The 11,380-nt window shown below is 71.5% G+C and carries 12 protein-coding genes; 5 read left to right on the forward strand and 7 right to left on the reverse strand.

Annotation, left to right across the window (positions count from 1 at the left end):
* Positions 1-34: 34 nt before the first annotated feature.
* Entirely contained in the window at positions 35-832 is a 798-nt protein-coding gene (locus ABZ664_RS28215; protein ID WP_362516158.1) for an SDR family NAD(P)-dependent oxidoreductase, read from the reverse strand.
* A gap of 196 nt (positions 833-1,028) precedes the next feature.
* On the opposite strand from ABZ664_RS28215, the gene ABZ664_RS28220 reads away from it, so the two are divergent.
* From ABZ664_RS28220 to ABZ664_RS28230, 3 genes are read left to right on the forward strand one after another with little or no spacing between them, the layout of a single operon-like run.
* Positions 1,029-2,318: a glutamine synthetase family protein gene (locus ABZ664_RS28220; protein ID WP_362516160.1), complete on the forward strand. Its 1,290-nt coding sequence runs from the start codon at positions 1,029-1,031 to the stop codon at positions 2,316-2,318.
* A complete protein-coding gene (locus ABZ664_RS28225) occupies positions 2,308-3,480 on the forward strand; it encodes an amidohydrolase family protein (protein WP_362516162.1) in 1,173 nt (390 codons plus the stop codon). Before ABZ664_RS28220 ends, ABZ664_RS28225 begins: the two co-directional genes overlap by 11 nt.
* A complete protein-coding gene (locus tag ABZ664_RS28230; RefSeq protein ID WP_362516164.1) occupies positions 3,477-4,664 on the forward strand; it encodes a M20 family metallopeptidase in 1,188 nt (395 codons plus the stop codon). Before ABZ664_RS28225 ends, ABZ664_RS28230 begins: the two co-directional genes overlap by 4 nt.
* Before the next feature lie 13 nt (positions 4,665-4,677).
* On the opposite strand, the gene ABZ664_RS28235 is transcribed toward ABZ664_RS28230, so the two are convergent.
* The 3 genes from ABZ664_RS28235 to ABZ664_RS28245 are packed head-to-tail and all read right to left on the reverse strand — an operon-like array spanning position 4,678 to position 6,943.
* On the reverse strand, positions 4,678-5,229 hold the full coding sequence (locus tag ABZ664_RS28235; protein WP_362516167.1) for a hypothetical protein: 552 nt from the start codon (positions 5,227-5,229) through the stop codon (positions 4,678-4,680).
* A 41-nt stretch (positions 5,230-5,270) separates the two neighbouring features.
* On the reverse strand, positions 5,271-6,236 hold the full coding sequence (locus ABZ664_RS28240) for an ankyrin repeat domain-containing protein (protein ID WP_362516169.1): 966 nt from the start codon (positions 6,234-6,236) through the stop codon (positions 5,271-5,273).
* 2 nt (positions 6,237-6,238) lie between these two features.
* Complete coding sequence (locus tag ABZ664_RS28245) at positions 6,239-6,943, reverse strand: endonuclease V (RefSeq protein WP_362516171.1); 705 nt, start codon at positions 6,941-6,943, stop codon at positions 6,239-6,241.
* 114 nt (positions 6,944-7,057) lie between these two features.
* Here ABZ664_RS28245 and ABZ664_RS28250 point away from each other — a divergent pair, with 114 nt between their 5' ends.
* Both ABZ664_RS28250 and ABZ664_RS28255 read left to right on the forward strand, forming a co-directional pair.
* Complete coding sequence (locus ABZ664_RS28250; RefSeq protein ID WP_362516257.1) at positions 7,058-7,354, forward strand: thiamine-binding protein; 297 nt, start codon at positions 7,058-7,060, stop codon at positions 7,352-7,354.
* Between the two features lie 265 nt (positions 7,355-7,619).
* On the forward strand, positions 7,620-8,801 hold the full coding sequence (locus ABZ664_RS28255) for an MBL fold metallo-hydrolase (protein WP_362516174.1): 1,182 nt from the start codon (positions 7,620-7,622) through the stop codon (positions 8,799-8,801).
* A gap of 78 nt (positions 8,802-8,879) precedes the next feature.
* Here the strand turns inward: ABZ664_RS28255 and ABZ664_RS28260 are convergent, their stop codons facing one another.
* From ABZ664_RS28260 to ABZ664_RS28270, 3 genes are all read right to left on the reverse strand, one after another.
* Positions 8,880-9,530, reverse strand: coding sequence for a nucleotidyltransferase domain-containing protein (locus ABZ664_RS28260; RefSeq protein WP_362516176.1), 651 nt, complete (start codon positions 9,528-9,530; stop codon positions 8,880-8,882).
* A gap of 114 nt (positions 9,531-9,644) precedes the next feature.
* A complete protein-coding gene (locus ABZ664_RS28265; protein ID WP_362516178.1) occupies positions 9,645-10,301 on the reverse strand; it encodes a pyridoxamine 5'-phosphate oxidase family protein in 657 nt (218 codons plus the stop codon).
* A 160-nt stretch (positions 10,302-10,461) separates the two neighbouring features.
* Entirely contained in the window at positions 10,462-11,208 is a 747-nt protein-coding gene (locus tag ABZ664_RS28270) for a pirin family protein (RefSeq protein WP_362516182.1), read from the reverse strand.
* Positions 11,209-11,380: the final 172 nt, after the last annotated feature.

Below are 11,380 nucleotides of genomic sequence, written 5' to 3' on the forward strand. Positions count from 1 at the left end.
TCCGTCCTGCCGCCCTGATCTCGTAAAACGTGGATCAGCTCGGCGGCAGGGCCGTTCCGGCCAGGAAGCCTCCGTCCACGTCGAGAACACTCCCCGTGATGAAGGAGGAGTCCGGATCGGCGAGGAACAGGCACGCCCGGGCGATCTCCGCCGGGGTGCCCATGCGGTGCACCGGCTGCCCGGCGACCAGCGTCGTCACGTACTCGGCCGAGAGCGCGAGGGTGGCCGGGACCTCGATCAGTCCGGGGGCGACGGCGTTGACGGTGATCCCCGACGGTGCGAACTCCAGCGCCAGGACCCTGGTGAGCATCTCCACCGCCGCCTTGGACGAGCAGTAGTGGGCGGCGCCCACCCGGGCCGAGCGGGCCGCGCCCGAGGAGACGTTGACGATCCGGCGCCCGCCCCCGAGGGCGCCGGAGGTGCGGGCGAAAGCCTGCGAGGTCAGCATCACGCCGCGGACGTTGACGGCGAACACCTCGTCCCACTCCGCGGCGGTCATGTCGAGGGCCGAGGTGTTCGGATAGACCCCGGCGCAGTTGACCAGCACGTCCACCCCGCCGTGCCGGGTGGTCGCGTGCTCGAAGGCGGCGGTCACCGACCCCGGGTCGCGCACGTCCAGGCGCACCGCCGAGACCGGCGCGGGCGATGCGCCCGAGGTGGCGGCGAGTTCCGCGGCGACCTGCTCCGTGCGCGTCTCGTCGAGGTCGGCGACGACGACCGTCGCCCCGGCGTCGTGGAAGGCGTCGGCGATGCCCCGGCCGATGCCCCGGGCTCCGCCGGTGACCAGGACGACCGTTCCGTCGAGCCTGCCGGGAGAGGAGTGGTCCGTCATGGGATGCCTTCCGGTGATGCCGGGCGGGAGCGGTCTCCTGCCGACGCGACACATGTGACCTGGTCGTTTCTTCCGGGCCAGCAGGTAACACGCATGCTAAGTTTCATTCCGTCGCCTTGACCATATATGTGAATCGTATGTTTCACTTAGGGCGGCCGGGACGCGAGGTGCGGACCGGACTGGGAGGAGAGAGCCGATGACGACAGGGACCGCCTTCGTGGCGACCTGCGACCTCGCGGCCCAGGTGCGTGGCCGGGCGACCCCGACGGCGCGGCTGGACCAGACGTTGCGCACCGGGGTGGGATGGGTCCCCGCCAACCTGGCGCTGACCTGTTTCGGCCAGCTGGTCGACGACAACGTCTTCGGCTCGGTGGGCGACCTGAGGTTGCTCCCCGACCCCGCGACGGCCGTCGACCTGCCGGCCGACGGCCCGGTGCCGGGCACCCGGCTCTACCTCGCCGACCAGGTCGGCCTGGACGGCAGCCCCTGGCCCGGCTGCCCGCGTGGCTTTCTCGCCCGCGCGCTGACGGACCTGAAGGAGATCGCGGGCCTGGAGATCAACGTCTCCTTCGAGCACGAGTTCATGCTCGGTGGCCAGGTGGAGGCACCGCCCTTCTCCTTCCAGCGCCTGCGCGGCGTCGAGCCGTTCGGCACCGACCTGGTCGCGCTGCTGGAGGAGGCCGGGCTGGAGCCGGAGAGCTGGCTTCCCGAGTACGGGGACGGCCAGTTCGAGATCACCCTGCGTCCCGCCCCCGGCATGGTCGCCGCCGACCGGGCGGTCCTGCTGCGCGAACTCGTCCGCGACCTCGCCCGCAGACGCGGGCACCCGGTCACCTTCGTCCCGCTGGCCGATCCCGCGGGAGTCGGCAACGGCGTCCACGTGCACTTCTCGCTCCGTGAGGTCGGCGGCGGCCCGGTGATGTTCGACGCCGAAGCCTCCGGCAGGCTCTCCTCGACCGCGGCCAGGTTCGCGGCCGGGATCCTGCGGCACGCCGGTGCGGTGGTGGCCGTCACCGCTCCCAGCGTCGGCTCCCACCTCAGGCTCACCCCGCACCGGTGGAGTGCCGGCGGGGTCTTCCTCGCCGAACGCAACCGCGAGGCGCTGCTGCGCATCGCGCCGACCGTCGAGATCGGGGGCGCCGACCCCGCGGACCAGCTCCACCTGGAGTATCGGGCGGCGGACGCCACCGCCAACCCGTGGCTGGTGCTCGGCGTCCTGATCCGCGCGGGCCTCGCGGGACTGGCCGGCGCAGAGGCCGCCCGGGTGTGGCCGGAGAGCTCGACCGAGGCCGACCTGGCAGGAGAGCCCGCGCTTCCCGGTTCCCTGCCCGAGGCGCTCGCCGCGCTGGAGGCCGACGAGGTCGCCCGCGGCTGGTTCCCCCACGAACTGCTCCACACCTTCCTCGCCGTGCGACGGGGCGAACTGACCCACGTCGCGGGACTGCCCGACCACGAGCTCTGCCGGAAGGTCGCCGATGTCTACTGAGAGCTCCCCGGCGGGCGCGGCCGGCGGTCTGGAGAGCGTGCTCGCCACCCTGCCCCTGGTCGACCACCATGTGCACGGCGCCTCCTCCGGAGACCTCGGCCGCGGTGAGTTCGAGACGCTGGTGACCGAGTCCGACCGGCCGATCCCGGCGTTCATGACTCAGTTCGACTCCCAGCTCGGCTTCGCGATCCGCCGCTGGTGCGCACCCGTCCTCGGCCTGCCCGCCCACGCCGCACCGGAGGACTACCTGGCGCGCCGCGCCGAACTCGGCGCCGCCGAGGTGAACCGGCGGCTGCTGGCCGCCAGCGGTATCGGCCGCTTCCTGCTGGAGACCGGTTACCGGGGCGACGACGTCCTGGACCCGGCCGGGATGGCGCAGGCGTCGGGGCGGCCCGCGCACGAGGTGGTCCGCATCGAGCGGGTGCTGGAGCAGGTGGCGGCCTCGGGGGTCTCGGCCGCGGAGCTGCCGGGCCGGTTCCGCGAGGAACTGGAGCGCCGCACCGCCGACGCCGTCGGTCTCAAGAGCATCGTCGCCTACCGGTACGGCTTCGCCTTCGACCCGGCGCCGCCCGGGGAGCGGGAGGTCGCCCTCGCGGCGGACCGCTGGCTGTCCGCCGGCGAGGAGAGCGGCCGGTGGCGGGTGGACGATCCGGTGCTGCTCCGCTTCGGGCTCTGGGCGGGAGTGGAGCGCGGGCTGCCGCTGCAACTACACGCCGGCTACGGGGATCCCGACGTGGAACTGCACATGTGCGACCCGCTGCTGCTCACCCGCTGGCTGAAGCTCATCGAGCCACACGGCGTGGACGTCCTGCTGCTGCACTGCTACCCCTACCATCGCAATGCCGGTTATCTCGCGCAGGTCTTCCCGCACGTCTACTTCGACGTCGGTCTCGGCGTCAACTACACCGGCAGCCGGTCGGACGCGCTGATCGCCGAGTCACTGGAGCTCGCGCCGTTCGCCAAGATCCTGTTCTCGTCGGACGCCTGGGGCCCCGCGGAGCTGCACATGCTGGGGGCCCACCTGTTCCGCCGCGGGCTCGGCCGGGCGCTGCGCGGGTGGGTCGACGCCGGCGAGTGGGCCGAGGAGGAGGCGGTCCGGGTGGCCACCATGATCGGTGTCGGCAACGCCCTGCGCGTCTACGGTCTGGGACCGGCCGAATGATCGAGTCTGTTGTCTGCGGCTCGGCCGCCGGTTCCGTCGCGGCCAGGCTCCGGGCGGCGCTGGAGCGGCGGCTGCCCGCCGCGACGGAGCTGCGCCGCCGACTGCACGCCATCCCCGACCTGTCGGGGGAGGAGGGGCCGACCCGCGACCTGATCCTGGCCGAGCTGCCGGGACGCCCGGTGGACGCGGTGGCCGGTACGGGCGCGCTGGTGCGCATCGGCGGTCCCGGACCCGCGGTCGCCGTGCGGGCCGAACTCGACGCGCTGGCGGTCACCGAGCGGACCGGCGTCGACTGGGCGTCCACGAAGCCGGGCCGCATGCACGCCTGCGGGCACGACGTGCACCTCGCCGCCCTGGTGGCGCTCTGCCACGCGGTCGGTGAGACCGCCGGCACGCCCCCGCTGATCGCGATGCTCCAGCCGCGCGAGGAAACCTATCCCTCCGGCGCCCACGACATCGCCCGGTCGTCGTCGCTGGCGGAACACCAGATCACCGCCGTCATCGGCGCGCACGTCCAGCCCACCCTGCCGCGAGGCGAGGTCGCGGCCACCCCGGGTACGGTGAACGCCGCCGCCGACGAGTTCACGGTCGTGGTCAGGGGCCGCGGCGGGCACGCCGCCTACCCGCACCTGACCAGAGATCCGGTACTCGCGCTCGCGCACGTCGTCGTCGCCCTGCAACAGGTGGTCAGCCGTGACGTCGACCCGACCAACTCGGCGGTCCTCGGTGTCTCCACGCTGGCGGCCGGCAGCGCGGCCAACGTCGTCCCGGACGAGGCCACGGCCGGCGGTACGGTCAGGTCGCTGAGCGAGCACATCCGCGACCAGGTGCACGCCCGGCTGGAGGAGGTCGCGGACCTCGTCGCGCGGGCCCACGGCTGCGAGGCCAAGGTGAGCATCACCCGGGGGGAGCCGGTTCTGCACAACGACCCCGGGCTCGCCACCCGCGCCGGTGCCCATCTGGCCCACCTCGGCCTCACGCTCTCGCGGCCGCTGCTCTCCTTCGGCGCCGACGACTTCTCCTATCTCTCCGCTGTGCTGCCCGGCCTGATGATGTTCGTCGGGGTCGGTGACGGCACGGACGTGCGCATGCACAGCGCCGGTTTCCTGCCCGACGACGGCGCGGTGCGCGATGTCGCGCTGGCCATGCTGGCGGGATACCTCGCGGCGGCGGAGATGACGTAGTCGCGAGAGGTGCTCAGCCGCCGGTGGCGTGTTCCCAGTAGGGGTCGCGGTAGAGCGTGACCGAGGTGCCGCGGAGCAACTCGTCGGGGGCGGAGACGAGCACGAGCTCGCCCGCCGCCTCCAGGCCGCGCAGGACGTCGCGGACGCGGGGGCCGACCGGCAGGCGGCCCACCGGGAGGTGAAGGGTCTCGCGGACCAGGTCGGCCACCTGCGAGAGCCGGAACGGCTCGGTGAGACCGGAGATCAGGCCGCGGACGATCTCGACGGTGATCACACTCTCGGCCTCAAGGTGGGCGAGCTGCCAGGTCAGCTGAACCGTGCGCCGGCCGGTTCCGGCGCAGGCGGTGCACGGCTGGGAGAAGCCGGGCACGATGTCCTCGACGGTGGTGCCCAGGCAGGTGGTGCACTGGCCTGTCTCCGAGGCGTGCGACTCGGCCGCCGCCCGGTCGGACAGCTGACTGCCGCACACGCACAGATAGATCCGGAACCCGCCGCTCACCACGACGAGGTCGTCGGCGTCGTCGGGGACCTCTTCCCACAGGGCGGTGATCGTGTGCATTCTCATCGTCGTGCGACTCTACCCATTTCCCGGCGATCCCGGTCCTGTCACCTCAGCATGACCGGGACCAGCCTCATCGGGGTGCTCCACAGCCACTCCTCGGTGATGTAGGTGGAGGTGAGCAGCGTCATCAGGCCGAGGGTCCGCTCGGTGGCGGTGGAGGGGTGGGCGCCGCAGTCGCCGAAGCGGCACATCCACAGCTCGACCATGCTGTCGTCGGAGAGCTGCTCGTGGACCGAGGGCCGTCCCGCGGGAAACCCGTCCCGCCAGATGTCGACCGACGGGCTGGTGGACGGGAACGCCCCGGCCAGCACCCCGCCGCCCGAGGTGACCGCCCGCCCGACCTCGTCGTGAACCGGCAGGATGCCACCGGACTGGAAGAGCACCACCCCTCCTCCCGGCGGGCTGGCCACGCGCAGGACCTCCACGGTGGAGGCCTGCTCCGCGCCCCACAGCTCACCGATCCCCATCGGCGGGCACGACTCCGGCGCGACGCCCAGGCGGCGGATGACCTCGTCCTCGGGCACTTCGCCGACGAAGGCCACGCACAGTTCCTCGTTGTAGTCCTCGTACGAGAACATCATCGCGTCGACAGTGTCCTGGAGTTCGCGGAACCTGGGGCTCACGCTGGGAGCCCCGGGCAGGTGGGTGAACAGGTCGGCCATCTCGGTGAAGAGGGCCTGGGCGCCGGGGGAGCGGCCCGCGATGCACGGCCGCCAGGGGTCGGCGCCCGCGGCGAGCAGGATTCGTACGGCGTCCTCCCAGCCGTGGCGGACGGCCTCCCACAGCGGGGTGGCGCCGTCGGTGTCGACGGGGTCGACTTCCGCGCCCGACGCGAGCAGCAGCTCGATCACTTGGGTGGCGCCCTCCTGGGCGGCCTGGTGCAGGGGGGTCGTGCGCAGCCACGGCAGCCGTCGGCCGGGGTCGAACCCGCCCGCCAGCCGCTGGCGGATCTGCGCCAGGTTGGTGTCGCGCCACACGTCGACGTCCTCGGCCCACTCGTCTTCGCCCACTTTTATCCCATCTTGTTGTGCTGAGCGGATCCAACCAGGTCCGTACGACACTTCTCGGCGAGGGTCCGTCGCGAGAGGCGGTCGGCGGCGCGGGTGGTCTCGGGGAGGCGGTAGCGGGGCGTCAGGTTCAGTACGTTGTGGCAGGCGGTGTCGAGGTCGACGCGGTGACCGGTTGAGACGAAGACGGGTTTGACCCCGTCCCGGGTGCGCAGCACGCGGCCGACGACGTCGCCGTCCAGCGTCAGGTCGGTCCACGCGCCCCGCTCGGGCGCAGGTTCGGGGTAGGTGCCGACGAAGGCGGTCTTGCCGACTCCGATCGAGGGCAGTCCCGTGAGCACTCCGAGGTGACAGGCGAGGCCGAAGCGGCGCGGGTGCGCCAGGCCGTATCCGTCGCAGACGACCAGGTCGGGGGGTGCGGACAGCCGTTCAAGGGCGCCCAGCAGCGCGGGGACCTCACGGAAGGCGAGCAGTCCGGGGACGTAGTCGAAGGTCACCTTGCCGGTGACGGCGACCTCTTCGACGATCTCCAGTGTCGTTCCGTCCAGGACGGTCACCGCCGCCGCGAGTCGGGCCCTGTCGTAGGCGACGTCCACTCCCGCGATCCTCGCGGGGTGACGGGGTCCGGGACCGGCCAGGTCGAGCAGTGCCCTGAGCTCGTCCTGGATGGCCTCGGCCTCCGTGACAGTGCGCGGCATTTGTACCTTCATGACTCCATGATCGCTACTTTTATAGTATGACGTCATATTTCGGTACTGTTCATCGGGTTCTTCGGCGACCGGTGAGGTCGCCGCGGGGATTCGGGGAAGGGACTGTCCATGTCGGTGCTCGTGGCGTTCAGCGTGACCCCCATCGGAGCGGGGGAGGATGTCGGCGAACTCGTCTCCGAGGCGGTACGCGTCGTCCGGGCCTCCGGCCTGCCCAACAGGACCGACGCCATGTTCACCACGGTCGAGGGTGAGACGTGGGACGAGGTCATGACGGTGGTGAGGGACGCTGTCGCGGCGGTCGAGGCCCGCGCCGGACGGGTCAGCCTCGTCCTCAAGGCGGATATCCGCGAGGGGCCGGGCGGCCGCCTGGAGACCAAGGTCGCCACCGTCGAACGGCATCTCGCCCCGTAAGATCCTCGCGGCCGGGTCCACCCCGCGGCGACCTCGTGATGCCACACGCCGGTCGGTGCGCGCTCGCTCCTCGAAGAGCTCGTGACGCCTTTCCTGGCCGGAGGCGCGCGGGCGCTGTCAGGTGGTGTTTCGTGCCTGGGATGGCCTCTCCTGCCCGCGTGTTCTCGGATTCCGCGAGGGCCAGGCTCGCCCGGAACGTAAGGGGAATGCCCGCGGAGTCGAGATCGTTCTGGAGGCACGGGCGACTTCAGGAGCGTGAAACCGCATGGCGGGCAACAGATCGATCGGGCGTCTCCTCGCGGGCGGGCTGGCGCTGGCCGCCGCCGGGTGGGCGCTGAAGGACATCCCCGCGGAACTCGGTGGCAAGGCCGAGGGGGAGCGGCTGGAGCGGATGCGCCGCTCGCCGCAGTTCCACGACGGCGTCTTCCGTAACTCCATGCCCGGAGGATTCGTCCCCTCCACGCAGAGCACCCGAGAGGTCGCCTGGAACATGGTGCGCAACCGCGAGGAGCGCCGCCCGGCCGTACCGGTCCCCGTGGTGACCTCCCCGCTGGGCGGGCCGTCCCCGGCGGGGCTGAGCGTCATCTGGTACGGCCACGCCACCGCGCTGCTGGAGATCGAGGGGCGCCGCGTGCTCGTCGACCCGGTGTGGAGCAGGCGCGCCTCGCCCTCCCAGCTGGTCGGCCCACGCCGTCTGCACCCGGTGCCCGGGCCGCTGGCGGGCCTTCCGCCGCTCGACGCGATCGTCATCTCGCACGACCACTACGACCACCTCGACCGCGCGACGGTCCGCGGGCTCACCACGCTGCAGGCCGCCCCGTTCCTGGTGCCGCTGGGCATCGGCGCGCATCTGGAGCGGTGGGGCGTGCCCGCCTCACGGATCATCGAGCTCGACTGGGAGGAGGAGGCGGACGTCGCGGGCCTGCGGTTCGTCGCCACCGCCGCCCGCCACTTCTCCGGCCGCACCCTCAACCGGAACGTCACCCTGTGGGGGTCCTGGGTGATCGCGGCCGGGGAGAAGAGGGTCTTCTACGCGGGCGACTCCGGATACTTCGACGGCTACGCGAGGATCGGCGCCGCGCACGGCCCGTTCGACCTCACGCTCATGCCGATCGGCGCCTACAACGCCGCCTGGCCCGACATCCACATGGATCCCGAGGAGGCGGTCGACGCCCACCTCGACCTGGGCGGCGGGTTGCTCCTGCCGGTCCACTGGGCGACCTTCGCCCTCGCCACGCACCCCTGGGCCGAGCCGGTCGACCGCCTGTGGCGCGAGGCCAAGGCCCGCGACGTCCGCATCACCGTTCCCCGCCCGGGCGAGCGCGTCGACACCGCCGACGTGCCCATGCTGGAGAGCTGGTGGGAGGTGTCGTACGGCGCCGAGACGTCCCGCACGCCCGGCCGGGTGCCGAACTCCCCGCACCGAGGCTCCGGCCCCAGGCTCTGATCCTTCGGGAAAGAGCCAACAGGTGACCCCTTCGACCACGGCGGGAGTCTCGGCCGGTCGGCAGGGCGGGACGACCCGTCACAGCGCGGCCTGCCTGGTGCGCGCGAGGTAGTCCTCCACGCGCCGCCGGTCGGGTTCGGCGGGCAGCACGCCACCGCCGCGAAATCTCGCCGTCAGCTCGGAGCGCCAGCGTTCGACCTCCTCCCAGGGGAGCTCTCCCCTGCGTACGGCGAGCAGTCGGTCGCGGTGGGCGTCCATCCGCACCAGCGGCTCGCCGTGGCGGGCCAGGTGCAGGCCGCTGAGCAGCAGACGGATCATGTGCATCGCCCGCTTCCACCTGGGACGCCCGGGGTCCAGGCGGCGGAACTGGGCGTCGGCGTATCCCACGAAGGTCTGGTTGGCGCGTTCGGACAGGAAGGCGTCCCGGATGGCGAGCAGTTCCTCGCCCGCCGGGGTGATGCGCTCGACCATCGGCGACCACAGGCACTCCAGGATCGTCGGGTTGGCCTCCAGCGCGAGAGCGCAGAACCGCTCGACCTCCCACGAGAACTGCTCGGGCAGCGGTCCTTCGACGTGAGTGGGCGGCTTGGCCAGCCGCCAGAACAGCCGGGTCGGCGCCACGAAGACTCCGCGCCGGTCGATGTCCGACTCCTCGGTCTCCAGCCCGTATGCTCGCGAGCCGACCACCACCGACAAGACCAGGTGATCCGGGACGTACCGCGTATCCATCCGCACAGCCTGTCAGGGCCGCTCCCGGCTCGGGTACAGGTTTTCGCCCGCGGGACGGGGAGGAAGGCGGCCGGCCGGGACCTCACCGGGAGACGTTCGTCGACATCCTCACCGTCAGTACAGGTTCTCGCGGGCGTCGGCCCTCAGGTCGTCGTCGATCAGCTTGGCCGACCACTCCAGGTTCAGCTGGTCCTTGAGGATCCGGCCGAGTGTGGGCAGCGACTCGCGCTCCGGCCACCGCTCCGGCTGCCAGAGCGCCGAGCGCCGGAAGGCCTTGGAGCAGTGGAAGAAGCACTCACGCACCTCGACGCTCACCGCCAGCGTGGGGAGCCTGCCCTTCACGCGCAGGCGCTCCATGTACGGGGCCTGGCTGACCACCTGTGCCCGCCCGTTGACGCGCAGGGTCTCCTCGGTGCCGGGCACCACGAACAGCAGGCCGACGTTCGGGTTGGCGACGATGTTGCGCAGGCTGTCGACCCGGCGGTTGCCGGGCCGGTCGGGGATCACCAGCGTGTGGTCGTCGAGGACGAGGACACCGCCCGGCTCCTCGCCGCGCGGGGATACGTCACAGGTACCGTCGGGGGCCGAGGTCGCGAGCAGGACGAACGGCGAGGCGGCGATGAAGTCGCGGGCATGTTCGTCGAGGTGGCCGATGTCCTTGCGCAGGACGACGTCCGTGACCTCCCCGGCGATCCGGCGCAGCTCTTCTTCTGAGGTGACCGTGACGATCTGGCCGGTCTCACCGGTCTCACTGGTCTCGAGGGAAGTCATGAGGTAAGGCTAGCCTTTTGCTGGGAATCCCGGCTCAATGTCCTCTTGGGCGTCTCCGGCCTTCCCGGTGGGCGCAAGTGAGCGGCCTTTCGAGCCAGGGCTCGGCGGGGTGGATCCCGCCGAAGTCCCAGGCCGCCCGGTGGCGGGCCTGATCTCACCGTCAGGCGGCGAGGGTGGCGTGCATCTCCCAGACCAGGATCTCGGCCGGGTCGATCGCGGTGACGCGCTGGCCGCCGGTGGCGGTGAAGCGGACGGCGTCGCCCTCGGCGAGGTGCCCGGCCCCCTCCAGGTCGACGGTGCCGCGCGGGACGAACAGGTGCAGGAACGGCGCCTCGGGCAGTTGCACGCCCTGGCCCGGCTGGAGCCTGGCCACGTGCAGCGCGGCGTACCTGTTGTTGATCCGGATGGCGCTGCGGCCCTCGTCTCTGGCCATGCCGGACGCGACCGGGACCAGGGTGCCGCCGAGCAGTTCGGAGTCGATCTCCAGCTGCTCGTACCCGGGGGCGAGCCCACCCTCGTCGGGAACCACCCACATCTGGACGAAGTGCACCGGGTCGGTGTGCTGCTCGCCCTGGAGTCGCCACGAGTCGTTCTTCTCCGAGTGCAGGATGCCCGTCCCCGCGCTCATCCGCTGGGCCAGTCCCGGATAGATCACCCCGGAGTGGCCCTCGGAGTCCTGGTGGACGAGGGATCCGCGCATCACCCAGGTGACGATCTCCATGTCCCGGTGGGGGTGGGTGTCGAAGCCGGTGCCCGGCTTGACGATGTCGTCGTTGTTGACGAGCAGCACACCGTGGTGGGTGTTGGAAAGGTCCTGGTGGCGGCCGAAGGAGAAGGAGTGCTTCGAGTCCAGCCACGGGATCTTGGTGGCGTAGCGCTCGTCGGACCTGCGGATGTCGACGTTCATGTCTGGTGGTCCTCTCATCTCATCTCGTTTGTTGAAACTTAAACTAGACGGCCGCGTGAAATGTTCCTCCCATCTCCGGGTTGGGCAGATCTTGCTTACCGATCCGAATATGATGTGTGACGATTTATCACCACGCGGGCCGCGGGTGACCCTACCTTGACGGGGAGCGGCC

This window comes from Streptosporangium sp. NPDC006930, from assembly GCF_040635605.1.
Taxonomy (GTDB): Bacteria; Actinomycetota; Actinomycetes; order Streptosporangiales; family Streptosporangiaceae; genus Streptosporangium.

Excerpts from the sequence above, each read along its gene's own strand:
- ABZ664_RS28255 (WP_362516174.1), top strand. The coding sequence starts at position 7,620 with ATGGCGGGCAACAGATCGATCGGGCGTCTCCTCGCGGGCGGGCTGGCG.
- ABZ664_RS28270 (WP_362516182.1), bottom strand. The coding sequence starts at position 11,208 with ATGAACGTCGACATCCGCAGGTCCGACGAGCGCTACGCCACCAAGATC.
- ABZ664_RS28220 (WP_362516160.1), top strand. The coding sequence starts at position 1,029 with ATGACGACAGGGACCGCCTTCGTGGCGACCTGCGACCTCGCGGCCCAG.
- ABZ664_RS28235 (WP_362516167.1), bottom strand. The coding sequence starts at position 5,229 with ATGAGAATGCACACGATCACCGCCCTGTGGGAAGAGGTCCCCGACGAC.
- ABZ664_RS28215 (WP_362516158.1), bottom strand. The coding sequence starts at position 832 with ATGACGGACCACTCCTCTCCCGGCAGGCTCGACGGAACGGTCGTCCTG.
- ABZ664_RS28265 (WP_362516178.1), bottom strand. The coding sequence starts at position 10,301 with ATGACTTCCCTCGAGACCAGTGAGACCGGTGAGACCGGCCAGATCGTC.
- ABZ664_RS28260 (WP_362516176.1), bottom strand. The coding sequence starts at position 9,530 with ATGGATACGCGGTACGTCCCGGATCACCTGGTCTTGTCGGTGGTGGTC.
- ABZ664_RS28225 (WP_362516162.1), top strand. The coding sequence starts at position 2,308 with ATGTCTACTGAGAGCTCCCCGGCGGGCGCGGCCGGCGGTCTGGAGAGC.
- ABZ664_RS28230 (WP_362516164.1), top strand. The coding sequence starts at position 3,477 with ATGATCGAGTCTGTTGTCTGCGGCTCGGCCGCCGGTTCCGTCGCGGCC.
- ABZ664_RS28245 (WP_362516171.1), bottom strand. The coding sequence starts at position 6,943 with ATGAAGGTACAAATGCCGCGCACTGTCACGGAGGCCGAGGCCATCCAG.